A 23,645-nucleotide genomic window follows, 5' to 3' on the forward strand; every position below is an offset into this window, starting at 1 on the left:
AAACTATTAAATTATTCGTAGTCAACCTGTTGAGGCCGTTTCATGCAGTATAGCCTCTTTAAGATGTAACTTTTGTTTTTTCAGATCGAGAATGGTTTTGCTGTCTGGATGCGGTCTGTTTTCTTCGCGCTCCAGCTTTTGTTCGAGTTCGGCATGCTTGTTACGAAGCGCGGACAGATGATTATTATGCACATTATTCTCCTTCAGTCTGAGACTCGGCTTTCTGATCCAAGGAGTAAATCACGAATTTTTGTGAGAGTCTTGAGGATAATTATCGGTCCAGCGCGCCTAAAAACCAGATTTGGGCTAATCGTGGTTTTTTAACGATGACTTGTAGACCACAGTCTGTGTAGAGCAGTTGCATGAACGATGATGGGTATCAGCAACAGCTTGTACAGCTTAAGATTGAGCATCGCGATCTTGATGATGCCATTAAGGCGCTCACCGCGCAGACGTTAAGCGACCAACTTCAAATCGCCCGTCTTAAAAAGAAAAAGCTTGTCTTGAAGGACCAGATCATGCGCCTAGAAGACCAATTGGTCCCAGACATTATCGCTTAGTTGTGAACGGCTAGTTTCGGCTTTTTACGCATCAAATTGCAGGCTGGCGAGACGGGCATATAATCCGCCTGCGGCGCTCAGCGTCGCATGATCGCCCTCTTCAACAATTTTGCCTTGGTCCATCACGATGATGCGGTCGGCCGAACGCACGGTCGCCAGACGATGTGCAATCACGATTGTGGTACGCCCAACCATCAGGCGCTCCAGCGCATCTTGAACCAGCTTCTCACTTTCCGCGTCCAAGGCGCTCGTAGCCTCGTCCAGTAACAAGATCGGCGAATCGCGCAGCAATGCGCGGGCAATGGCAAGACGTTGCCGCTGGCCACCAGACAGCCGTGCACCGCCTTCGCCGAGATAGGTTTCAAGACCTTCTGGCAATTCACTTAGGAAGCCCGCTGCATTCGCTTTTTCAGCCGCTGCCCAGATTGCGTCGTCGCTCGCGTCCCATTGGCCGTAACGCAGATTGTCGCGCGCGGAAGCTGCGAACAACACCGTGTCTTGCGGCACCAACGATATACGGCGCCGGAATTCGGCAGGATCTGCGCTGGTCAACGCGACACCGTCAATGCGCACGGTGCCTACTTCAGGGTCGTAGAAACGCTCAGCCAGTTGGAACAATGTGGATTTGCCTGCGCCTGACGGCCCGACAACTGCAACGGTTTCGCCCGGCGATACTTTCAGGCTGAAATCATCAAGCGCCGCTACCTCAGGGCGCGTGGGATAGCGAAAGCGGACATGTTGGAATTCCAACTGACCGCGCGCAGGCGGCATGATAACCGGGTTAGCGGGCGGCGCGATCTCAGGCACTTCATTCAGCAATTCGGCCAAGCGCGAAGCCGCGCCCGAGGCGCGCACAAGGTCGCCATAGACTTCCGTCAGCGCGCCAAATGACCCTGCGACCAATGCACCGTATAAGACAACCGCAAACAAGGTTCCCGAGGTAATAACGCCGTCCTTAACTTGGTCGGTGCCTTCCCAAACGAGTAAGGTGATACCACCAAATATCAAAGCCATAACGAGTGCGGTCAGAAACGCCCGCAATCTGATGCGCTTCTTCGCGGCATTGAAGGTGCCTTCAACTGCATCGGCAAATCTTATGCCTTCGCGACTTTCTTGGCCGAAGGCCTGAACAATCTTTATGGCCCCCAGCGCTTCTGAAATGATTGTGCCGACACTGGCGACATTGTCCTGGCTTTTGCGCGAAGCCTTTTCCAGCCGCCGTCCGAGAAACACAATTGGTAAAACGACGACCGGAATACCCGCGAGCAGCCATATGGTTAGGCTTGGCGCGAGGCCGAAGAGCAAGGTCACGCCGCCAATGCCGATAAAGATATTGCGCAGCGCAACGGATACGGTGGTACCGACAATTTGTTCGATAATCGCTGTATCGGCAGTCATGCGGCTGGCGATTTCGCCTGGACGATTTTCTTCAAAAAAACGTGGAGCCAAGCGCAATAGATTTTGTTGCACCGCAACACGAATGTCGCCCACCACACGTTCACCGAGCCAACTGACAAAGTAAAAGCGAAACGCCGTCGAAACACCGATGATAACCACGATGCCCAGCAGCAAATAGAAATAAGGCGCTGGATCTCCCCCATTTTTGACAAAGCCTTCATCGATGATCAGGCGCAAGCCATAAGGGATTGCAAGCGTAGACGCCGCTGCTCCAATCAACGCGAGCAGGGCATAAGTGATCTGGCGCGGGTATTTGATTGTAAAATGCCCGATCATCCGCAAGCTGCCAAAGTTAAGCTTAGGCTTAGCGGGAGCCGCCTCTTCGGATGGCGCTGTGGTTGGCGTATCGGAAATATCGTTTGTCATTGCGCCCGCCTAGCAGTGCGCCGAACCGGTAACAATCCGCCACAGTTCATGAAGGTGCTTTTCCTATGGTGCAATGCACAATAAATGCGTAAAGCATCAGGCCATTGCGGCAGAATATTACCGTCGCAAACTTTAAAGGCCTGAATATGCTTTACACAGGATATGACCTTCAACGCAGCTGGCTTGCCGGCGCAGGCTGGGTGGCGCAAAAACAGGCGGAATGGATTAGCGCGCTGCCTTCGCCGTTCAAATATGGCGGTGTGGCGCCGATAACGGCCTCTGCGTTGGAAGTTTTTGCCCATTCGGTTCAACCGCGCGGAAAGCCCGCATTCGGATTGCGTGAAGTTGTCATCGATGGCAAAAATTTCGCGGTTCAGGAAGAAAATTTAGCGCGCAAACCTTTCGGCCAGTTGAAGCGTTTCGTGTACGAAGGGAGCAGTGCAAAGCCGCGGCTTCTCATCTGCGCGCCGATGTCTGGGCATTTTGCGACGCTTTTGCGTGGGACAGTCGAGCGCATGATGGTCACGCATGATGTCTACATCACCGATTGGAAAGATGCGCGCGATGTGCCGCTGACGGGCGGTGGCTTTGACCTCGAAACCTATATTGATTATCTCATTGAGTGGCTCGAATTTCTCGGCCCCGACGCAGGCGGACGCGGCGCGCATATGTTGGCCGTCTGCCAGCCGTCTGTTCCGGCCTATGCCGCGACCGCAGTGATGGCGGCGAAGGACCATCCGCTGCGTCCGCGCACGTTGACGATGATGGGCGGGCCGATCGATACGCGCGAAGCGCCAACGGCGGTGAACAACCATGCGACCCAGCGCCCGCATGAATGGTTTGTGCAAAATGTGATCGCAACTGTCCCGCCTTATTACAAGGGCGCTGGCCGCCGTGTATATCCCGGTTTTCTGCAGCTTTCGGGTTTCATGTCGATGAACCTTGGCAATCATATGATGAGCCATTGGTCGATGTTTTCCGACCTCGTCAAAGGCGATGGTGAAAGTGCCGATCGGCATAAGGAATTTTACGACGAATATCGCGCGGTGTGCGATATGACGGCAGAATTCTACCTGCAAACCGTGGATACGGTTTTCCAGCGCCATTTGCTGCCCAAGGGGGAATTCAACTATCGGGGCAAGCTGGTGGATCCTGCGGCCATCACCGATATTGGTTTGCTGGCGATTGAGGGCGAACGCGACGACATTAGCGGATTGGGCCAGACACAGGCCGCGTTGAACATTGCAACGGGCTTGCCTGCGGCGTTCAAAAAATATCATATGGCACCAGAAGTCGGCCATTATGGCATTTTCAACGGCAGCAAATGGCGCGAAAAAATTGCGCCCGTTGTGGAAGAATGGATATCCAGCCACAATTGAGTGACGATATGTTCCTCCCTATTCGAACCTGCTTAATAGCATTTTGCGTAGCACGGATTTTTGCGGGTTTTCAGCTATGACCTTGCTTATTAAAGCCACTGTCGAACGCTGGCCGGTCAATGGGCATTTTACCATCGCGCGCGGGGCAAAGACATTTGTAGACCTGCTCATGGTCGCGGTGAGCGATGGCACGCATATCGGACAAGGCGAGGGCACGGCGATTTATTATCTCGGGGAGACGGCTGAAAAATGTCTGCGTCAGGTCGAGGGCATCGCCGACGCACTTGCGGCGCACCCGGTCCCGATGGCGCGTGCGCTTTTGCAAACCCAACTGCCACCTGGCGCGGCGCGTAATGCGTTGGACTGTGCGCTGTGGGATTTGGAGACCAAGCAGACCGGACAGCCGCTTTGGGTGTTGATCGGCATGAAATCACCACCCACGCCGTTGGAGACTGCCTTCACCATTTCCTTGGGCACGCCCGATGCGATGCATGCCGATGCACGCGCTGCGGCCGAAGGTGGCTATGGCATATTGAAGCTCAAACTAAATGGCGATGCGGATCGTGACCGTGTTGCTGCCGTCCGTGCTGGCGCACCCAAAGCGCGGATCATTGTGGACGCGAATGAAAGCTGGCGCGCGATGGATATTGTGGCCGAGGCAGAAGTCCTCAAGACGCTTGGCGTTGCGATGATTGAGCAGCCCTTGCCCGCGGGACAAGACGCTGCGCTTGCCAACCTATCGTCGCCCTTGCCGATTTTTGCGGATGAAAGCTGCCATGTTGCGGCGGACGTCCCACGCCTCGCCGGATTATATCAGGGCGTGAATATCAAGCTGGATAAAGCCGGTGGCCTGACCGAGGTGCTGGCGCTCTCTAAGGCCGCGGAGAACGCAAAGATGGATATCATGGTTGGTTGTATGCTGTCGACCAGCCTTGCCATTCAGGCGGCGTTTCTGGTGGCGCAGTCGGCATCATGGGTTGACCTTGATGGACCTGCGTTATTGCAAAAGGATCGGCCGGGCGGGTTCGTCTTTGCAGACGGACGCCTGTCCCCGACCTAATGCAGATTGTAAGCCTTATAGGCCGTCGAGATACTCAATCTCCGGTGCGCCAGCGAGGCAGGCGCCAAGTTTGGGGCCAGCGGCCTTGAAATAGTCGCTGGCGCCATGTGCGGTGAGCGCGTCTTGATCGACATATTGCTCCAGCACTTTGTAAACTTGCGGGTTGGACCGCGACCGGGTGAGCGTATAAAATAGGTTCCCCGGTTCATTGGCCCGAACCGCTGCAGACAATTCTGCAAAAACAGCCTCAAAATCTGCGTTCTTGCCTTCGGCAACGGTTAATGTTGCTATTACACCAATGGCGGACATGAGGCTGTTCCTTATGTGCGATTAAAAGATTTCGAAGAGGCCAGCGGCGCCCATGCCACCGCCAACGCACATGGTGACAACACCATATTTCGCACCGCGACGCTTGCCTTCGATCAAGGCATGGCCCGTGCAACGTGCGCCTGTCATGCCATAAGGGTGGCCAATCGAGATGGACCCGCCATTGACGTTCAGCAATTCGTTTGGAATGCCCAATTTGTCGCGGCAGTACAGGACTTGCACGGCAAAGGCTTCGTTCAGTTCCCAGATGCCGATATCGTCCATCTTCAGGCCAAAGCGCTGCAGCAATTTGGGGATGGCGAATACGGGACCAATGCCCATTTCGTCTGGCTCTGTGCCTGCAACCGCCATGCCGACATAACGGCCAAGCGGGTTGAGGCCCTTCTTCTCCGCCAATTTTGCTTCCATCAGGATGGAGGCCGATGACCCGTCGGACAGCTGGCTTGCGTTACCGGCGGTGATCGTCATGTCAGGGCCAAGCACCGGCTGAAGCGCCTGTAGGCCAGCCAGCTGCGTATCCGCACGATTGCCTTCATCCTTTGCTATGGTCACTTCTTTCTGGCTGACTTCGCCGGTTTCCTTGTTCACGACGTTCATGGTCGTGGTCACGGGCACGATTTCGGCGTCGAAATAGCCAGCGGCCTGTGCAGCGGCGGTGCGCTGCTGCGATTGCAGGGCATACTCATCCATCGCATCGCGGCTGATATTGTACCGCTTGGCAACAACTTCCGCGGTTTGCAGCATTGGCATGTAAATGGCATTGTGCATTTCGATCAGTTCACGGTCTGGCTGAACGCGCATTTCCTTGGTTTGCACCAATGAGATCGATTCTTGACCGCCAGCCGCCATCACATCAACATTGTCGACGATGATTTGCTTTGCTGCAGTCGCAATCGACATCAGGCCCGACGAACATTGACGATCCATCGTCATGCCCGATACCGACACGGGCAGGCCAGCGCGCAAACCAACTTGGCGGGCAAGGTTGCCGCCTTGTGTGCCCTGCTGCAGCGCGGAGCCCCAAAGGACGTCATCGATTTCGCCGCCTTCGATGCCAGCGCGCGCAACAGCGGCCTTCAACGAGTAGCTGCCGAGCGTTGCGCCCGATGTTGCGTTGAACCCGCCGCGATAGGCTTTGCCAATGGCGGTACGGGCGGTGGATACGATTACTGCGTCACGCATGAGAGAGGTTCCTTAAAGTGAAATTTATACGAAAAACTGGCTGATCCATTCTGCCTGAAGGGCTGGCTTGTCCTCACCCTCAATCTCGACAGTGAATTCAAGTGTCTGTTGCCATTGGCCGGGGCGCTTTTCAGCAAGCTCCAGCAATTTGAAATGGCCGCGCACGCGCTTGCCCGAACGGACAGGGGCCAGAAAACGGGTTTTGTTGCCGCCATAATTTACGCCCATTTTGACGCCCGCAACCTTGGGGCAATCGGACTTGGCGCTCATCACTGGGAACAAAGACAAGGTTAGAAAGCCATGGGCAATCGTGCCGCCGAACGGCGTTTGCTTGGCCATTTCTTCGTTGATATGAATGAATTGATGATCGCCTGTGGCATCGGCGAATTTGTTGATCATATCCTGATCCACCAAAATCCATTCCGATACGCCAATCTTTTCGCCGACTTTGGTCGCGAGTTCAGCGGGTGTAATTGCGGTCATACGGAGTCTCCTGCTTCCTAATTTGCTCGTATCGTGGCGGTTTCAAACGCGCAATACAAGCCCCGCCTGTTTGCCGTTACGGCATGCTAGCGGCGCTTTGACTTGTAAACGGCGAATCAGCTTTTTGAACGCGCCTTGGCTGTTTTGGGCGGCGCGGCATATGGCATCACCATCGTGCCGTCTGGCGCGGCGGTGAAAGTCGTCTGCGTGGGATAGGCAAAGGATATCCCTTCGCGGGCGAAGCTGTCGATAATCGCAATGCCAATATTGTGGCGCGCCTGAAACATGTCTTCAACATCATCGCTTTCAATGTCGAACACCAAATGGAAATCGAGCGAGCTTGCGGCAAAATTGTTGAAGCCTGCGCGGATGAATTGCGCATTATTCGCTTCCACCGCTTGGCGCAAAATGTCCGGCACACGGCGGGCAAGGGCAGGGGGTGTTTGATAGACAAGGGTCAGCACGAAGGTGACGCGCCGATATAAGGTCATGGTGTTGTTGGTGATTTCCTTTTCCAGCAATTTGCTGTTGGAAATAATCTTCTCTTCCCCCGTCAACGCACGAAGCCGCGTGCTTTTCATCCCGATGACTTCAACCCGCGCCACCGTATTGTCATAAGACACCGTGTCGCCGCGCCGGAACGGTTTGTCGAAAATGATTGAGATGGCGGCAAATAGGTCGGAGAAAATACCTTGCGCGGCAAGGCCTATGGCAATGCCGCCCACACCAAGCCCGGCAACAAGGCCCGTGACATTGACGCCCAGATTGTCGAGCACGACAATGGCGGCTACCGCAAATAAGACGAAGCTGACGAGCAAGCGAATGAGGACCATCGCGCTTTGCAACGTGTCATGTTCATGAATGCCTTCGCCCGCGCGCCGTTCAATCAGACCCAAGATGATTTCGCGCAGCCAGATCGCAACCTGAATAACAATCGCGATGGTGAACAAAATGTCGACGGTCTGGGTCAGTGCCGGTGGTGCATTGGCAATTTGGTTGACCAATTCAATCGACACCATGACGCGGAAAAATTTGCTCGTGCGGGCCAAGGTGCGGGCGATAATGGATTTCAGATGTGCGCGGTGCTCGCTATCGCGCGCGACCTTTGCAGCTATTCTTTTCAGCCAGCTTAGCGCAATAAACACCATGATGGCCGCCGCCAAGGCAATGCCCAGCTCAACATAATTGGTCTGCACCCAGATGGTCAGGGCGTTCCAATAGCTTTGCAGATGCGTGCCAATGGCTTCTGGAGCGATGCGCGGTAAGGTCGGTGCGGTGTGTGTGGTCATGCACCTTGTTTACGGTCGATGGCGACGGTGCACAAGTTTTGCGGTGTGTTAGCCCTCAAGCAATAAAGCATCGATAATCAGACATTGCGCGCCTTGGGCCACAAGGGCCCGCGATATCGCAATGTCGGCGACGATGTGGCGGGGCAAATCAAATTCATATTCGGCCAACATCTGCGTCAGCGCCGCCACATCGCCGTGCCATGTTCCATCCTGCATCTGTGCCGATAGGCATATTTGCGCCCCGGAAAAGGTCAGGCTGTGCCACGGCCGTTCATGCAATATGCCGATGTCGGCAATGGGCATGATTGCGCGTAAGGCATGTATGAGAGCGCCCGATTCTGTCCGCATGCTCATGACCCTTTCCGGCCGTGGATATGGCCCTGTTGGTTATAATTGGACATGAAGTGCCGCAGCTTTAACTCCATTTCGGGTCTAATTTCTCGCCCCATGCGTATGTCCAGCACAAGCCGCGGATCCCCCGCTGCCATGCGCCCGAATTTGGTCGGTGGTAGGCCCTGTTCCCGAAGAAACCGTTCAATAAGGCGCGTGATGTGCATCTTGTCTCCTCCACGTTCGACCCGGATTGGCTTGCCCGAATCAGTAAGAACAAATATAGAACAAAAGTGATAGGATAAATCCTACAAGTCTAGGAAATTTCCAACCGAACCGGAGGGAACAATATGGGGGAAGATCCAAGGGCTGCATTGGAGCGCTTGATTGCCGAAAATGCAGAAGATTTTGCGGGTCTGTCGAAATTGGTCGGCCGTAATCCGACCTATATTCAACAATTTATAAAGCGCGGGTCGCCCAAAAAACTGCCCGAGACGGAACGCGGGATATTAGCGCGATATTTTGGTGTGGACGAAAGCGTGCTGGGTGGGCCGGATGCGCGCGCGGCCAGAACGGGGATGCAGCTTATTCCAAAGCTTGCGGTCGGCGCGTCGGCGGGGCCCGGCGCGATTCCGGGGCGCGAAACGCTCGCGGGGAAAATCGGCTTTGACGAAAAATGGCTGCGTAAGCAGGGGCTGGATCCGGCCAAGCTATCACTGATTCAAGTGGAGGGCGATTCGATGGCGCCCACGTTGAACCATGGCGATGACATCATGGTCGACAACCGTGCGGCAGAAAGCCCATTGCGCGACGGCATTCATGTTATTCGGCTGGATGATGTCTTGATGGTCAAACGGCTGGCCAGCGGACCCGGCGGGCGTTTGTCGGTTTTGTCCGATAATCCGGCCTATCCCGCTTGGCCCGATGTGGACGGCGCAACCGTCGCGATCATCGGCAGGGTGGTGTGGGCAGGGCGGCGGCTTTGAAGGCTTGCCTCGGCCGCTTCGGTGCGGCACATGAATATCTATGTCTAACGTCACATCCACGCCCACACAGACGCCGCCGTTGAAGGCTGCGATCATTCCCGTCACCCCGTTGCAGCAGAATTGCACTTTGTTTTGGTGCACCGAAACGAACAAAGGCGCTTTGGTTGACCCGGGCGGTGACCTCGACAAGTTAAAGGCAGCTGTCGCGCAAACGGGCGTCGAGCTTGAAAAATTATTGGTGACGCATGGTCATCTTGACCATTGCGGGCAAGCAGGGATGCTGGCGCAGGAATTGGGCCTGAAGATTGAAGGCCCGCATGAAGATGACCGTTTCTGGATTGAAAAGCTCGACGGTGACGGTGCGCGTTACGGGATGGAAGCGCATAGTTTTGAGCCTGACCGCTGGTTGGTCGACGGCGACATAGTGACCGTGGGTAATCTGACGCTCGATGTCATCCACTGCCCCGGCCACACGCCCGGACACGTGATTTTTCACCACCAACCCAGCCGTTTGGCGATTGTGGGGGATGTATTGTTTCAAGGGTCCATCGGTCGCACCGATTTCCCGCGCGGCAATCATGCCGACCTGATCAATGCGATCACGACGAAACTGTGGCCATTGGGGGATGATGTGACCTTCATTCCCGGCCACGGTCCGACCAGCCAATTTGGCTATGAGCGCAAGCACAACGCCTTTGTGGCAGACGATGTGCTTGCTGCTCGATAAGTCAGAGAATGGCTGCGTAGACGTTCCACAAGGCCCAGCCAGCAAGGGCCAGCAAACTAATCATCGTGGTCAGCGTGCCGACCATACGGCCCTTGCCCAATGATCCGCCATCCATGCCGATGCCATGGGCGAAACGACCAATGATATAGACGAGGCCAAGGCCCCAAAGCCATTGGTTGGTTCCGCTTGTTGCCTCAAGCGCGGCGATGAGTATCAAAATGAACGGCGCGCTTTCGACGAAGTTTGCGTGCGCGCGCATCCGGCGGATAACAAATTCATTGCCGCCATCACCAATCGATACGCTTTCCTTAGTACGGGCCTGACCACAACGGATCATGAGCCAGATATTCACCAAAGCCGCGCCGGCAGCGATGGTAAGGGTTACGGGTAAACTCAACATATATTCTCTCCCTGTTTGTGTTGGCGTGCTTAACTGCTATCTCTCGGCTTGCAAAGCACCGAAAAACAAGTATAGCGCGCCGCTCACACAGACATGTGCGGACGAATGCGGCTGATTCTGGCGATTGCTTGCCACGACCATCTCTTTCGCCTAGCATGGCTTAGAACTTATTGACTTTGAAATGGAACAGGTGCCGAAATGGCTGTCCCCAAAAGAAAAACATCCCCTTCGAAGCGCGGCATGCGCCGTAGCCATGATTCGCTTAAGGTTGCTGCATATCAAGAATGCGCAAACTGCGGCGAACTGAAGCGTCCACATCATCTGTGCGACGCCTGTGGCCATTATAATGGTCGCGAAGTGGTGGCAGTCGCCTAATCCTGTTCAAGGAGAATAGCTGGTGTCGATGAAACCGCGTATCGCCATAGACGCGATGGGCGGTGACGAAGGCGTTCCTGTGATGATCGCAGGTGCGGCTTTGGCACGTCACCGGCATGAAAACTTCCAATTTCTATTGGTGGGCGACGAAACGCAGATTAAATCTGCGCTCGATCAGCACCCCAATTTGCGCGCGGCCTCCGAAATCCTGCACAGCGATGTTGTCGTCACAGGTGATGACAAGGTCAGCGCCGCCTTGCGCAAGGCCAAGACCAGTTCCATGGGCATGGCAATCGATGCCGTGAAGTCTGGCCATGCCAGCGCCGCCGTCAGCGCGGGCAATACCGGCGCATTAATGGCCACCGCCAAACTCGCCCTGCGCACGATGCCCGGTATCGACCGGCCGGCTTTATCTGCTTTGCTGCCGACGTTGGAAGACACCGATGTCGTAATGCTGGATTTGGGCGCCAACACCGAATGTGAGGCAAAGAATCTTGTCCAGTTTGCCGTCATGGGTGCGGCCTATTCGCGTATCATTTTCGGCTTTGACCGTCCGCGTGTCCGCTTGCTGAATATCGGTACCGAGGAAATGAAGGGCACGGACCAATTACGCGATGCGGCGCAGCATTTGCGCGACGCAACTGGCCTGAACATGGATTTTCAGGGCTTTGTTGAGGCTGATAAGATTAACCGTGGCGAATGTGATGTCGTTGTCTGCGATGGCTTTACCGGCAACATCGCGTTGAAGTCGATTGAAGGCACGGCGCGCTTCGTGACGGATCTTTTGCGCCGGGCCTTCACCAGCTCCATCCGTTCAAAATTCGGATTTTTGGTATCACGGCCCGCGACCGAATTGCTGCGGCATCATCTTGATCCCAATAATCATAACGGCGCGGTGTTCATGGGGCTGAATGGCGTGGTCGTCAAAAGCCATGGCAGCGCCAACATCAAGGGCGTGGCCAATGCCGTCGAAGTGGCGGCGCGATTGGTCGAAGAAGACATTACAGCGCGGATCACGCAAGATCTGGCGCGGATACAGGCCGAGTGACGCAAGTCGCTCTTCGTGCCGTTATCAAGGGCACTGGATCGGCGCTTCCACGCAGCCGCGTTTCGAACGCGGAACTGGCCAATAAGGTCGATACCACCGACGCATGGATTACCGAGCGGACCGGTATCAAATTCCGTCACATTGCCGAACCTGATGAAACAACATCCAGCCTAGCGATTGAAGCATCGCGCAAGGCGCTCGACGCCGCGGGCATGGCGGCAGGTGACATTGATCTCATCATTTTGGCGACCGCAACGCCCGACCAAACATTTCCCGCTTCGGCCACCATCGTGCAACATGCGCTGGGCTGCAATGGCGGCGTCGCTTTTGATGTGGCGGCGGTATGCTCGGGCTTCCTCTATGCTTTTTCCGTTGCAGAAAGCATGATCCGCGCGGGGTCCGCGCATAACGCATTAGTCATCGGCGCCGAAACATTCAGCCGGATATTGGACTGGGAAGACCGCACGACATGCGTGCTTTTCGGTGATGGCGCGGGCGCCGTTGTCCTGTCGGGGGAAGTTGGCACGCGCGGGGCGCTGGCGACAAAATTGCATGCCGATGGCCAGCATAATGAATTATTATATGTCGATGGCGGTCCATCCACCACGGGTACGGTCGGTAAATTGCGGATGAAGGGGCGCGAGGTGTTCCGCCATGCCGTGACCAATCTCACCAGCGTATTGCATGAGGTGCTTGCCGCGACAGAATTGACGCCAGCCGACATCGACTGGGTCGTTCCGCATCAGGCAAATGCGCGGATTATTGAGGCAACGGCCAAGAAATTGGCGCTCGACCCGAGCAAAGTTGTCCTGACGGTTGATCAGCACGCCAATACATCGGCAGCATCAGTTCCCTTGGCCTTAGATGTCGCGGTGCGCGATGGCCGGATCAAAGCGGGGGACATTGTCGTTTTGGAAGCCATGGGTGGTGGATTTACGTGGGGCGCATCCATAATAAGGATGTAATTTTCCAAATTATCGCTATTTTACAATTCCAATTTCTATTGTATGCAAAGTGCTGAACAATAAAAGTTACGGTCCGGAGATGAACATGGCTGATGCAGGAACATTAACACGCGCCGATTTGGCCGACATGCTCAACCGTCAAATCGGTTTGTCGCGTGCAGACGCCGCGGCGATGATTGAATCGATTTTGGGTCATATGACCACCGCCTTACTTGATGGCGAAAATGTCAAAATTTCCGGTTTTGGCACCTTCGTTCTGCGCGACAAAGCAGAGCGTATCGGACGCAACCCGAAAACAGGTGTTGAAGTGCCGATTACGCCACGCCGGGTTCTGACATTCCGTGCAAGCCAAGGCATGCGCCAAAAGGTTAAATAACTTTTATGCGCGAAAAATCGGCTGACGCCTTCCGTAATATTGGTGAAATGGCGGAGGCGTTGGGCGTTCGGACGCATATATTGCGCTATTGGGAAGAACAGTTTCCCATGTTGCGGCCCTTGACGCGTGCGGGTGGTCGGCGGCTGTATCGGCCTGACGATGTCGCATTGCTGCACACTATTCACCGTTTATTATATGAAGAAGGCTATACGGTGAAGGGCGCGCGGCGTTTCCTCACGGAAGGCGGGGCGCAAGATGCGCAACCGAAGGCACCGGCACCAGCACCAGCAGCGCCAGCACCGACGCAATCGTCCATATCTGCGTTCGATTTTGGCGCTTTGCAGGCGGTGCGCGACCGGCTGGCGTCCGCTTTGGCTGCGGCCTGATTAGGCCATATTCCGGGCGTAGACCAAGTCGCGGAACGGCACGGGGCCGACCATGAAGACGGTTTCGCCAATGGCCGCAAAGCCAGCCCGTTCGTAAAAGCCGATGGCGCGGGCATTTTTTTCGTAGACGGACAGCAATAGGCGTTTTGCCCCGCGTTTTTCGGCCAGCGCGAACACGAGATCTAACAGGGCTTTGCCATGACCACCGCCCTGCCATGGGCCCAGCATATAGATACGCTTCAGTTCGATATCGCCATCTTGCTGCAACGCAGGATGCGCAGCTGGTGTGACCATGGCATAGGCAATGGGTGCGCCCAGCGGGGTTTCACCAAGCAGGATATCCGTTCCCGGATCGCGAAGTGCCACGGCGTAATATGCGGCGCTATGTTCTTGCCGCAGATGTTCCATCATAGGTTGGCCGGGATGGTCAAAAGCGAAGGTGGCCATGAATGTCGCCGTACCCAGATACGCCAGCGCTTCGGCATCATCCGCATTGGCGGAGCGCCAGATAATGGGTGTCATTCGTCTTCGGGCCCGAGTTCGGGGTCAAGGTCGCGGGGGCGGATGAAATGGGTCAGTTGCCCGCATCGGCGATCCACATCGGCCCAGCGTGTTATGTTCAATTCCATCCGCGCAATCGCCGCCGTTGGATATTTTTCCCAGACCAAATCGCGTAAGGGCGAGCTGCCATCATCGGGGCAAATATCGAATACAAGATCTTCTAGCCCCGGATTATGCCCGACCATCAACAGATTTTTATGTTCGTCAGACTGATCGCGCAGTACGTCCATCAACGTCGCTGAGGAGGCGAGATAAATTCGGCGGTCCCAATTGGGGTCCATGCGCACGCCTGTGCCCTTCACAAATTGGTCAATGGTATCAATCACGCGGACAGCGGGGCTTGCGACCACATGGTCAAAAGTCAATCCGTTGCGCTTGGCCCAGACGCCCATAGTGACCGCTGCCTTTTCACCGCGCTTATTGAGCGGACGGTCAAAGTCCCGCGGGACCGTGTCATCCCAGCTCGATTTGGCATGGCGGAACAAGGTAAGGGTAAAGGTCAAATCGGGTTGCTCTCTTCCAACGGCTTTAAAGCGTCCTGCCGCAAATTTGTGTCAGACGAAAGACCTGATTTCACCGATTTGACCGCTTCTTCCAATGTCACGCGACGAATGGGCGTGCCCGGCGGGAATGCCGACAAAAGCCGGCTTGGGACCGCCGATGACAAGAGCACAAAATGGCCTTTGTCGCCTGCGCTGCGGATCAGGCGGCCAAAGGCCTGCGCCATTTTGGCGCGGATGATACGATCATCATATTCCATGCCGCCATGTTTCAAACGTCGCGCGCGGTGCAATATGTCGGGGCGGGGCCATGGAATTTGCTCCATGACAACCAAGCGTAGCGAATGGCCCGGCACATCCACCCCGTCGCGCAATGCGTCGGTGCCCAGCAAGCTGGCATGTGGGTCATCGCGGAATATGTCGACCAATGTCCCTGTATCAATGGGGTCCACATGTTGCGCATATAAAGGTAGGCCATCGCGCGCCAAGCGGTCGGCGATCCGCGCATATGTGGATCGCAACCGCCGTATCGCGGTGAACAGGCCCAGCACGCCGCCGCCCGATGCGGAAATCAACGCGGCATAGGCCCCCGCGAGTGCAGCAGGATCGCCCTTTTTAATATCCGTGACGATTAGCACTTCGGCCTGTGCGCTATAATCAAACGGGCTGATTGCCGAAAAATGCGTCGCGGGCTTGTCCAGATGACTGGCCCCAGTTCGCGCTTCAGCATTTTGCCAGTCGCCACCGCTGCGCAAAGTGGCCGAGGTGGCGAGCACGCCATGGCTGGGTTTCAGCACGATTTCTGCCACGGGCTTCATTGGGTCGAGCCAACGGCGGTGCATGCCAATGTCCATTTCGCGGCCTTCAAAGCGGTCAATCGCCAGCCAATCAACATATTCAGGGTCAATGGGGCCAACGGCGCGCGCTAACATAGATATCCATGCGCGCAACGTGTCGATGCGCCAGCTCAAGCTTGCGGTTGCGCCCTCAACGCGCGCACGGGCACTGCCATCGAGCCAATCGGGTGGGTCGGCTATCATCGCCTCCAACCGCTGCCCCAATATCGTCAGCGGCCTTGCCAGCGCCTCCAGCGCAATGGCGGCGTCGGCGGCTGCGTCAATGACTTGCGGGTCGGGATCGGCAAGCTCGGTCTCTAGACCATAACCGCTTTCGGTCGCGTTGGTTTCGTCGCGGGCAAATACCATCGCCCGAATTGCGGCGAGCAAATGCTCAATGGGTCCCGATGGTGTCCCTTCGGCCAAACGCGCAAGCCACCCGTCGCCGGGCAAAGCTTCGGCGGCGACGCGCGCCATTTCAATGGCGAGGCCACCCTCTTCATCATAAGAGGCAACGTCAGCGAGCCGCGCCGAAAGCCCGCGCCGCCGCCCACGTGCCTTGCCTTCGGGGCCAATGACCCAGCGGCGTAGCTCAATCGTTTCTTGGCCCGTCAGCGCGGCTGCAAACATCGAATCTGCGGCGTCGAACAGATGATGGCCTTCGTCAAAAATGATCCGGCTGGGCCGATTTTGTTCATCTCGTCCGCGCGCAGCGTTGACCATCATTAGCGCGTGATTGGCGATGACGATTTCAGCCTGTACCGATGAACGTGCGGCGCGTTCAATGAAGCATTTTTTATAATGTGGGCATCCGGCATAAATGCATTCGCCGCGCCGGTCGGTCAAAGCGGTCGAGCCATTGCGCCGGAACAGGGTTGGCAACCAACCGGGCAAATCACCGCCGATCATATCGCCATCATGCGAATAGGCCGCCCAGCGTGCGACCAGATGCGCAAGGATCGCCGCGCGTCCGGCAAAGCCGCCTTGCAAGGCATCCTCCAAATTGAGCAGGCACAGATAATTTTCGCGCCCCTTGCGCACGACGACCTTGGACTTGAACGTCTCATGGTCGGGGTAAATGCGCTTTGCTTCGCGCACCAATTGCCGTTGCAGCGCCTTGGTAAAGGTAGAAATCCACACGGTGCCATCGGCGGCAGTGGCCCACAGGCTGGCCGGCGCCAAATAACCAAGCGTCTTGCCAATGCCTGTGCCAGCCTCCGCCAACACCATATGCGGTTCGCCCTTGCCCTTGCGCGGCGCGAAAATATTGGCCGCCACTTGGGCAAAATCGCGCTGGCCCTGTCGCGTTTCGGCAGAGCCGCCGACGAGAGATGCCAAGCGGTCTTGAACGGCATCGGGCTGCAATGTCACGATGCGGGGCGGGGTGCGCGGCGGGGCTTCCTCCCATTCGGGCAGGCGGCTGAACAACCAACGTTCGGGCCGCTCGGGCTTTTTGAGTGCAGCCAACACCATATTGGCCCATGGCCAACGCAGCCGCATCAACGCTTGCGCCGAATCCCAAGCGCCCTCACGTTCGGCCCAATCTGCTGCGCGCAGCACCGACAGCAAATAATGCGCGGCGCGTAGTAAGAACAGTGGAACCTCTTGATCGGTGATTGGCGCGGGCAGACCCAGCGTCTTTGCCAAACCCTTTGGCGTCGGCACGGCAAAGCGCGCGGGGTAGACAAAAGCATATAGCTCCAGAAGGTCCAGCCCAGACAAATCAGGATAGCCAAGCCTTTGTGCGACCAAAGGTGCATTGAGCATGACCATCGGCGTTTCTGCTGCGCGGCCCGCCGCTTCGCCCTTGCTTATGCTTTGCACTTGTCCGTCGCTGTTGTTCATCCAAATACCGGCATGGCTTGCATGGAGCGCAGGAAAGGCTAGTGGAGTTTCCATCAGCCCTGATAGGCGTATTTGGAACGAAAGAGCAACACGTGACTGACCTTCGCGACATAGCATTGGCATCAAAAGCTTGGCCTTATGAAGAGGCGCGGCGTTTGCTGAAACGCTATCCCAATGGCAAGGCCGATGGTCAGGCGATTATTTTCGAATGTGGCTATGGCCCATCGGGCTTGCCGCATATCGGCACGTTTAACGAAGTGCTGCGCACGACAATGGTGCGCAATGCGTTCCGGACCTTGTCCGACGCGCCGTCGCGGCTCATCGAATTTTCCGACGATATGGATGGCCTGCGTAAGGTGCCGGACAATGTACCGAACCAAGCCATGCTCGCCGAACATTTGGGTAAGCCTTTGTCGCGAATCCCGGATCCGTTTGAAAAGTTTGAGAGCTTTGCCGCGCATAACAATGCTATGCTGCGCGATTTTCTGGATCAGTTCGGCTTTGAATATGAATTCATCTCATCCGCGTCACAATATGAAAGCGGCGCGTTTGACGATGCATTGAAAAATGTGCTGCGCAATTATCAGGGCATATTGGACATCATGCTGCCCACCTTGCGTAAGGAACGCGCGGCGACCTATTCGCCCATACTGCCGATCAGCGAAAAAAGCGGTGTCGTGCTGCAGGTGCCGGTTGAGGTTGTCGATGCCGAGGCGGGCCTTGTCCGCTTTGATGATAATGGCGACATGGTCACGCAATCGGTGTTGGGCGGCAAGTCAAAGCTGCAATGGAAGGTCGACTGGGCAATGCGCTGGGTCGCGTTGGGCGTTGATTATGAAATGTATGGCAAGGATTTGACCGACAGCGGCGTGCAATCGGGCAAAATCGCGCGCGTGCTCGGCGGACGCCCGCCCGAAAGCCTGATTTACGAAATGTTCCTCGACGAAAAAGGCGAGAAGATTTCCAAGTCCAAAGGCAACGGCCTCGCGCTGGAGGATTGGTTGAAATATGGCACGGAAAATAGCGTCGCTTTTTACGCCTTTCGCGAACCCAAAAGCGCCAAGCAACTGCATTTGGGCGTGGTGCCAAAGGCCGTGGACGAATATTTCCAATTCCGCGCGCAATGGCATGACCAACCGGTTGAAAAGCGGCTGGGCAACCCCGTGCATCATGTCCACAATGGCCAAGTCCCAAGCGGGCAGCCGCCGGTCACGTTCGGCCTGTTGCTGAACCTTGTCGGCGTGATGGGGGCAGGCGCGACAGAGGAGCAGGTTTGGGCCTATCTCGGCAATTATGCCGATAATGTCTCGCCCGAAAATGCGCCCGAGCTGGCAGAACTGATCCCGATTGCCTTGGCCTATAACCGCGATTTTGTCGCGCCGACCTTGCAAAAGCGTAAGCCCGAAGGTGTTGAAATTGCCGCCTTGCAAACGCTGGATGCGCGGCTGGCGGAATTGCCTGCCGATGCCAGCGCTGAGGATATTCAGAACATCGTCTATGAAATTGGCAAAGAGGGCGGATTTGAAAATCTGCGCGACTGGTTCAAGGCCTTGTACGAAACGCTTTTGGGTTCAAGCGCAGGACCGCGCATGGGCAGTTTCATTGCGTTATATGGCTTGGCCAATAGCCGCCAACTTATTGCAGAGGCGCTTGCATAGCCAAGGCGAGGGGCGACCAGTTCGAACATCGCAGGAGTGTTAACATGAAAGAACTGCCGTCCGTCGAGAAGCTGGCGATTGACCTCCTGGGAAAGTCGCTGGACCAGTTGGAGGTCGAAGAGGCCAAGGTACTACAACATATTCACCATGTGCAGCGCACCAGCCGTGATGTCGGCGATATTGTCGACGAGCAGGCTACCTTTGGTGAGCGCCTGTCAGACAAGGTTGCGGCGGTGGGTGGATCGTGGAAATTCATCATGGTCTTTGCCGCTGTATTGCTGGGCTGGATGCTTTTGAACACTGAGATATTGGGCAAATTGGGCAAAGCCTTTGACCCTTATCCGTTCATCTTTCTAAACCTGATGCTATCCACGGTTGCGGCGATTCAGGCCCCCATCATCATGATGAGCCAAAATCGCCAGTCGTCCAAAGACCGCATTGCCGCCGCGCATGATTATGAAGTGAATTTGCGGGCTGAATTGGAAATCATGCGGCTGCATGCAAAAATCGATGCGCTGCTGGAAATCATCAAGCGCGAAAATGCGGGTGCACCCTCCCTTAGGTGACCGCCTGCGCCAAAACGTCGCGATAATTGGGCGATAAAGTCATCTTCGGATGATGGCCGCCAGCTCCAAGCAAGCGATGGGTTTTTGCCAGATGATAGCAAGGCACGCCCATGAACAGATGATGCTCGCTGTGATAATTGACCCAATAAGGCGCGACTGTCGCGCGGGCGATAAGGCCCGCGTAAGTGGTCCGCGCATGGGTGAACGGATCGCCGCTGCCCGTAGGCGTGCAGGCATGTTCGGCGATGTTGCGGACACGCAGGAACAATTGAAAACTTGTGGCCAGCGCCGCCAGCCACAGCAGGAATGGCGTCCAACCCCAGACGAGCAAAGATATTGTCAGCAATATGGCTTGCAAGGTTAAGAAGCGGCCCACCGTGCGCGCCGTGGTCTTTGCGCCATCGATATTGATAACGGGCGCAGCAACGCCCGTCCGGCTTTGCATGTTGAGGGCGCGGCCCGCATGTGTGTCGGCTTTGCCATTGCTGCTTTCGCGGGTCAGCATGGCCTTCGCCCCGCGCAAAGCGACCGCAAATTGCGCACGGCGTTGCTTGTAAAATGTTTGCCCCGTCAGGTCACGGATGAATTTGCGGCGCAGGCTATCGCGGCTGGTGGGGAAGGGCGCGGACAAGGATAAATCGGGGTCTTCGGGCTGCTGCGTAAATTTATGATGCGTCAAATGATAGCTGCGATAAGCGAACAAATCGCTGCCCGTCGCCGCGCCTGTCGGCCATTGGCCTAGCCAATTGTTGATTGTCCGGTCGGGGTGCAGCAAACCATGCGCGCCATCATGCATCAGGATCGATAGGCCCAATTGCCGCCCGCCCAATATTGCCAGCGCCAAGGGCGTCACCAATAGCCCCACAAGCCAGTGATAGTCCCATGCCGCCGCGCCTCCAAAGGCTGCGAGCGCCACAACCGCCCAACCATGCAGAACTAGCCAGATGCCGCGCCAACGCGACAGGCGGGTAATGGCGCGCCAATCCTCTGCCGCGAAAACATCGCGCGGGTTGGCGGCCTTTACCGCTGGCATGGTGCGTCCTTATTCATGCAGAAAGCATAAAGCCTATTTGGGCGGCACGCAAATATGTCAGACCACCGCTGGCGTGACAAAATTGGCCATTTTTGCCTGCGCCTTGCGCGATTCACTGAAGCTGAAAATGGGCCAATCATGCAGCATGCCCGCAAGCTCGATCAGCTCCACCGAAGGCAGCTTGGCCTTCAATGCCCGTGAGTCCGTGACCAAAATATCATCGCCACCGGCAAAGGCCAATATCGGCGGTAATCCCTCCCAATTGCCGAAAATCGGGCTGCATCTTGGGTCAGTGCGGGGCAAGTCGCCCGCATATAGCAATCCGCCAGCGGCAATGCCGTTGATGGTCAGGATGCCGTCGCGGGGTTCCGTTTTCAACTGGTCGGGATGCGCAGGGTCAAGGTCCAGCCATGGGCAAATGAGCAATAGGCTGGCAGGCAAATTATGCCCTGCATCGCGTGCCATGTGCGCCAACGCGGCGGTCAAACCGCCCCCTGCAGAATCGCCGCCCATGACAAAGGCTGTGTCCCCCATGTCCGCCAGATAAGCGGTATAATAATCCATGGCCCAATTGGTGATATGCGCGGCCGTATTTTCCGGTGCGAGTGGATAGAGCGGCGCAGTGATGGACCAGCCATGTACCGACGCCATGCGTGACAGAAATTTCCAATGAATGTCCGTCGCCGGATAGACATAGCCACCGCCATGCCAGAACAGGATATGTGCCGTTGGCGCGCGGTCCTTTGGCGCAAGGTGCCACACAGAACGGCCCTGAAATTCGCTGTGCCGAATATCGACATCTGCATGCGCCTTGGGCGCTGGCGAGGGCGCGGAACGCACTTTTGCGATATTCTGTTCAAATTGCGGCCCGCCGCTGAACATCCGGCGATAATAGCCTGTGGTGCGAAGCACAAAGCCAGCAAGGCTGGCGGCAAAACTTGGCATAATTCACTCTCCCCTGACAAGGGAGCTATATCAACCCGCCACACCAATCAAGCAGTTCGCTTCCCGACAAGCCTGCTCGCCGGGAAGCGCATGCGTTTACTTCGACGCTGATATCCAATCGTCGATTTTCTTTTCGAGAACCGTCAGCGGCAACGCGCCAGTGTTCAAAACCTGATTATGAAATTCGCGTACGTCGAATTTTTTGCCCAATTGCGCTTTGGCCTTATCCTTCAGACGCATGATCGTCAGCGCGCCGATTTTATACGCCAAGGCCTGCGTTGGAATGGCGATATAGCGTTCCACCTCTGCGGTTGCGTCGGTTTTGCCCATGTCGCTATTGGCGAGCATATAATCGATCGCTTGTTCGCGCGTCCAACCCTTGCTGTGCAGGCCAGTGTCAACGACAAGACGCATGGCGCGGAGCATTTCGTCCGACAATGTGCCGAAGCGTTGATACGGGTCTTTGAACAGGCCCATGTCATAGCCCAAGGTTTCCGAATAAAGCGCCCAGCCTTCGACATAAGCGGTGTTGCCGCCAAAGCGCATGAAGGCAGGCAATTTCTCATTTTCCTGCGCGATGCTGATCTGGAAATGGTGCCCCGGCGCACCTTCGTGCAGATAGAGCGTTGTCATGCCAGGGGTTGTGCGGCTTGGCAGGTCATAGGCGTTGAAATAAAATGTGCCGGCGCGCGAACCGTCGGGCGTGCCGGGCTGATAGCTGCCGCCGGCTTCATATTTTTCGCGGAATTCTTCATAAGGCTTGATCTCAAGCGGTGCCTTGGGAAGATATTTGAACTGCGTCGAAATCTTTGAATCGACAATTTTGCCGATGTCATAATAGCCCTGCGTCAAGGCTTCACGGCTGGCGAGTTTGAACTTTGGATCCGAACGCAGATGTTCGAAAAACTCGGGCAAAGTGCCTTTGAAGCCAACTTCCTTGCGGATCGCTTCCATCCCCGATGTAATCCGCGCGACTTCGGATAGGCCAAGATTATGGATTTCGTCGGCCTTCAACGGCAGGGTCGTCGTTTGCTCGATCATATATTGATACAGGCCTTCGCCGCCCTTCATTGCCGATAGGCCCACTTGCTCACGCGCCAGTGGCAAATAGCTGTCGCGCAGAAAATCGCGCAGGCGGGCATTGGCAGGGTAAAGGCCGTTTTCGATAATATCGCGATATTCGGCCGTCAGCCGTGCCTTGTCGGCATCGCTGAAACCTTCTGGGAATTTCAGGACTGGACCATAATAAGGCGATTCTTCGGTTTTTTGGGCGAGCTGCGTATTCAATTGATCGACAACGTTTGTGATTGTCATCTTCGTTTCGAACACGCCCGTCGCCATGCCCTGACGGAAGCGGTCAATCGACCGGTCCATGAGCACGATAAATTCCTTATGGCGTTTCAGGTTATTGTCATAATCCTGCACTGTCTTGAACGGTGCTGCACCCTGTCCGCTAGCAAAGGTCGGGTAGAAAGTGTGAAAACCGAAAAAGTGATTGAGCGGACGGACAACGGTCAGGTCCATAATCTCTTTGGACAAGCCCTTGAGCGCGTCGGTCTGGTTTTGCTTAAATACGTCATAAGCGATTTTGTCGGTCGCGTTCAGCTGGTCACGGTCAATGCTTTTCAGCGCTTCCAAATTGGCTTCGGCGGCTTTGCGTTCATTGTCGAAATAGGCATCGCTGATGAAATCACCAAAACGGTCGGCATAGCGCATATCGCCCCGGAACATGGCGTTCAGCGGGTTACGCTGCAGGCTTGCCTCATCATCGGCGGCAAATAATGCCGAGAGCTTCTGGCTTTCGGTCGCGGCGGTTTCGGTCGCGGCCGTCTGGGCCTGCGCGGCGAAAGGCGACAGCAAGGCGGCGCTCGCGAGTAATAGGATATGGCGCTTCATTTTCATGCGATATTCTCCGACAATATTTCTTATGCACCTAAGGGGTGCGCTGTGGGTATGGCGCTTGCTGTCGGCTTCCTGACGGCCAAGCGCAATATGGTTTCGACA

The 23,645-nt window shown here is 56.0% G+C and carries 27 protein-coding genes; 12 read left to right on the forward strand and 15 right to left on the reverse strand.

The window, feature by feature from the left end; translation table 11 throughout:
• Window positions 1–21 precede the first annotated feature (21 nt).
• Window positions 22–192 (reverse strand): YdcH family protein, encoded by a 171-nt coding sequence (locus D7D48_RS01590; protein WP_125229633.1) that lies wholly within the window; start codon window positions 190–192, stop codon window positions 22–24.
• A gap of 170 nt (window positions 193–362) precedes the next feature.
• On the opposite strand from D7D48_RS01590, the gene D7D48_RS01595 reads away from it, so the two are divergent.
• Window positions 363–560, forward strand: a complete 198-nt coding sequence (locus D7D48_RS01595; protein WP_125229634.1) for a YdcH family protein — start codon at window positions 363–365, stop codon at window positions 558–560.
• 24 nt (window positions 561–584) lie between these two features.
• Here D7D48_RS01595 and D7D48_RS01600 read toward each other — a convergent pair whose 3' ends face one another.
• Entirely contained in the window at window positions 585–2,384 is a 1,800-nt protein-coding gene (locus tag D7D48_RS01600) for an ABC transporter transmembrane domain-containing protein (RefSeq protein WP_125229635.1), read from the reverse strand.
• A gap of 146 nt (window positions 2,385–2,530) precedes the next feature.
• Here D7D48_RS01600 and D7D48_RS01605 point away from each other — a divergent pair, with 146 nt between their 5' ends.
• Together D7D48_RS01605 and dgcA are read left to right on the forward strand one after the other, a co-directional pair.
• Window positions 2,531–3,763 (forward strand): polyhydroxyalkanoate depolymerase, encoded by a 1,233-nt coding sequence (locus tag D7D48_RS01605; protein WP_125229636.1) that lies wholly within the window; start codon window positions 2,531–2,533, stop codon window positions 3,761–3,763.
• 76 nt (window positions 3,764–3,839) lie between these two features.
• Window positions 3,840–4,823: an N-acetyl-D-Glu racemase DgcA gene (gene dgcA / locus D7D48_RS01610; protein ID WP_125229637.1), complete on the forward strand. Its 984-nt coding sequence runs from the start codon at window positions 3,840–3,842 to the stop codon at window positions 4,821–4,823.
• 15 nt (window positions 4,824–4,838) lie between these two features.
• Here the strand turns inward: dgcA and D7D48_RS01615 are convergent, their stop codons facing one another.
• From D7D48_RS01615 to D7D48_RS01640, 6 genes are all read right to left on the reverse strand, one after another.
• A complete protein-coding gene (locus tag D7D48_RS01615; RefSeq protein WP_125229638.1) occupies window positions 4,839–5,132 on the reverse strand; it encodes a putative quinol monooxygenase in 294 nt (97 codons plus the stop codon).
• A 21-nt stretch (window positions 5,133–5,153) separates the two neighbouring features.
• On the reverse strand, window positions 5,154–6,332 hold the full coding sequence (locus D7D48_RS01620) for an acetyl-CoA C-acyltransferase (protein ID WP_125229639.1): 1,179 nt from the start codon (window positions 6,330–6,332) through the stop codon (window positions 5,154–5,156).
• Window positions 6,333–6,356: 24 nt separating this feature from the next.
• Window positions 6,357–6,815 carry a MaoC family dehydratase gene (locus tag D7D48_RS01625; RefSeq protein ID WP_125229640.1) on the reverse strand — a complete coding sequence of 153 codons (459 nt, stop codon included), beginning with the start codon at window positions 6,813–6,815 and terminating at the stop codon, window positions 6,357–6,359.
• A 116-nt stretch (window positions 6,816–6,931) separates the two neighbouring features.
• The gene (locus D7D48_RS01630) at window positions 6,932–8,104 is read right to left on the reverse strand and encodes a mechanosensitive ion channel family protein (protein WP_125229641.1); all 1,173 of its coding nucleotides are present in this window, start codon (window positions 8,102–8,104) and stop codon (window positions 6,932–6,934) included.
• Between the two features lie 48 nt (window positions 8,105–8,152).
• Window positions 8,153–8,458, reverse strand: a complete 306-nt coding sequence (locus tag D7D48_RS01635; protein ID WP_125229642.1) for a hypothetical protein — start codon at window positions 8,456–8,458, stop codon at window positions 8,153–8,155.
• Entirely contained in the window at window positions 8,455–8,661 is a 207-nt protein-coding gene (locus tag D7D48_RS01640; protein WP_125229643.1) for a hypothetical protein, read from the reverse strand. Before D7D48_RS01640 ends, D7D48_RS01635 begins: the two co-directional genes overlap by 4 nt.
• Window positions 8,662–8,784: 123 nt before the next feature.
• Here D7D48_RS01640 and D7D48_RS01645 point away from each other — a divergent pair, with 123 nt between their 5' ends.
• The gene (locus tag D7D48_RS01645; protein ID WP_125229644.1) at window positions 8,785–9,420 is read left to right on the forward strand and encodes a S24 family peptidase; all 636 of its coding nucleotides are present in this window, start codon (window positions 8,785–8,787) and stop codon (window positions 9,418–9,420) included.
• 40 nt (window positions 9,421–9,460) lie between these two features.
• Window positions 9,461–10,147 (forward strand): MBL fold metallo-hydrolase, encoded by a 687-nt coding sequence (locus tag D7D48_RS01650; RefSeq protein WP_281274243.1) that lies wholly within the window; start codon window positions 9,461–9,463, stop codon window positions 10,145–10,147.
• Between the two features lies 1 nt (window position 10,148).
• On the opposite strand, the gene D7D48_RS01655 is transcribed toward D7D48_RS01650, so the two are convergent.
• A complete protein-coding gene (locus D7D48_RS01655; RefSeq protein WP_185739749.1) occupies window positions 10,149–10,547 on the reverse strand; it encodes an MAPEG family protein in 399 nt (132 codons plus the stop codon).
• A gap of 198 nt (window positions 10,548–10,745) precedes the next feature.
• On the opposite strand from D7D48_RS01655, the gene rpmF reads away from it, so the two are divergent.
• From rpmF to D7D48_RS01680, 5 genes are all read left to right on the forward strand, one after another.
• Entirely contained in the window at window positions 10,746–10,922 is a 177-nt protein-coding gene (gene rpmF / locus D7D48_RS01660) for a 50S ribosomal protein L32 (protein WP_125229645.1), read from the forward strand.
• Window positions 10,923–10,950: 28 nt separating this feature from the next.
• Window positions 10,951–11,970 (forward strand): phosphate acyltransferase PlsX, encoded by a 1,020-nt coding sequence (plsX, locus tag D7D48_RS01665; protein ID WP_125230831.1) that lies wholly within the window; start codon window positions 10,951–10,953, stop codon window positions 11,968–11,970.
• Window positions 11,967–12,935 carry a beta-ketoacyl-ACP synthase III gene (locus D7D48_RS01670; protein WP_125229646.1) on the forward strand — a complete coding sequence of 323 codons (969 nt, stop codon included), beginning with the start codon at window positions 11,967–11,969 and terminating at the stop codon, window positions 12,933–12,935. The genes plsX and D7D48_RS01670 overlap by 4 nt, the downstream gene beginning before the upstream one ends.
• Before the next feature lie 85 nt (window positions 12,936–13,020).
• Window positions 13,021–13,311, forward strand: coding sequence for an integration host factor subunit alpha (locus D7D48_RS01675; RefSeq protein WP_125229647.1), 291 nt, complete (start codon window positions 13,021–13,023; stop codon window positions 13,309–13,311).
• A gap of 5 nt (window positions 13,312–13,316) precedes the next feature.
• On the forward strand, window positions 13,317–13,697 hold the full coding sequence (locus D7D48_RS01680) for a MerR family transcriptional regulator (protein ID WP_185739750.1): 381 nt from the start codon (window positions 13,317–13,319) through the stop codon (window positions 13,695–13,697).
• Here the strand turns inward: D7D48_RS01680 and D7D48_RS01685 are convergent, their stop codons facing one another.
• Genes D7D48_RS01685 through D7D48_RS01695 form a run of 3 tightly spaced genes read right to left on the reverse strand, consistent with a single transcriptional unit; the run spans window position 13,698 to window position 17,493 of the window.
• Window positions 13,698–14,219 carry a GNAT family N-acetyltransferase gene (locus tag D7D48_RS01685; protein ID WP_125229649.1) on the reverse strand — a complete coding sequence of 174 codons (522 nt, stop codon included), beginning with the start codon at window positions 14,217–14,219 and terminating at the stop codon, window positions 13,698–13,700.
• Window positions 14,216–14,761 (reverse strand): SixA phosphatase family protein, encoded by a 546-nt coding sequence (locus D7D48_RS01690; RefSeq protein WP_125229650.1) that lies wholly within the window; start codon window positions 14,759–14,761, stop codon window positions 14,216–14,218. The genes D7D48_RS01685 and D7D48_RS01690 overlap by 4 nt, the downstream gene beginning before the upstream one ends.
• Window positions 14,758–17,493, reverse strand: coding sequence for an ATP-dependent DNA helicase (locus D7D48_RS01695; protein WP_125229651.1), 2,736 nt, complete (start codon window positions 17,491–17,493; stop codon window positions 14,758–14,760). The genes D7D48_RS01690 and D7D48_RS01695 overlap by 4 nt, the downstream gene beginning before the upstream one ends.
• A gap of 38 nt (window positions 17,494–17,531) precedes the next feature.
• On the opposite strand from D7D48_RS01695, the gene D7D48_RS01700 reads away from it, so the two are divergent.
• The gene (locus D7D48_RS01700; protein WP_125229652.1) at window positions 17,532–19,097 is read left to right on the forward strand and encodes a lysine--tRNA ligase; all 1,566 of its coding nucleotides are present in this window, start codon (window positions 17,532–17,534) and stop codon (window positions 19,095–19,097) included.
• A 44-nt stretch (window positions 19,098–19,141) separates the two neighbouring features.
• Window positions 19,142–19,663: a DUF1003 domain-containing protein gene (locus tag D7D48_RS01705; protein WP_125229653.1), complete on the forward strand. Its 522-nt coding sequence runs from the start codon at window positions 19,142–19,144 to the stop codon at window positions 19,661–19,663.
• Here D7D48_RS01705 and D7D48_RS01710 read toward each other — a convergent pair.
• The 3 genes from D7D48_RS01710 to D7D48_RS01720 form a co-directional block, all read right to left on the reverse strand.
• Window positions 19,656–20,696, reverse strand: coding sequence for a fatty acid desaturase family protein (locus D7D48_RS01710; RefSeq protein WP_125229654.1), 1,041 nt, complete (start codon window positions 20,694–20,696; stop codon window positions 19,656–19,658). The genes D7D48_RS01705 and D7D48_RS01710 overlap by 8 nt on opposite strands.
• Before the next feature lie 57 nt (window positions 20,697–20,753).
• The gene (locus tag D7D48_RS01715) at window positions 20,754–21,641 is read right to left on the reverse strand and encodes an alpha/beta hydrolase fold domain-containing protein (protein ID WP_125229655.1); all 888 of its coding nucleotides are present in this window, start codon (window positions 21,639–21,641) and stop codon (window positions 20,754–20,756) included.
• A 96-nt stretch (window positions 21,642–21,737) separates the two neighbouring features.
• Complete coding sequence (locus tag D7D48_RS01720) at window positions 21,738–23,543, reverse strand: DUF885 domain-containing protein (protein ID WP_221738613.1); 1,806 nt, start codon at window positions 23,541–23,543, stop codon at window positions 21,738–21,740.
• Window positions 23,544–23,645: the final 102 nt, after the last annotated feature.

Source organism: Sphingorhabdus wooponensis (assembly GCF_003933235.1).
GTDB classification, from domain to species: domain Bacteria; phylum Pseudomonadota; class Alphaproteobacteria; order Sphingomonadales; family Sphingomonadaceae; genus Sphingorhabdus_B; species Sphingorhabdus_B wooponensis.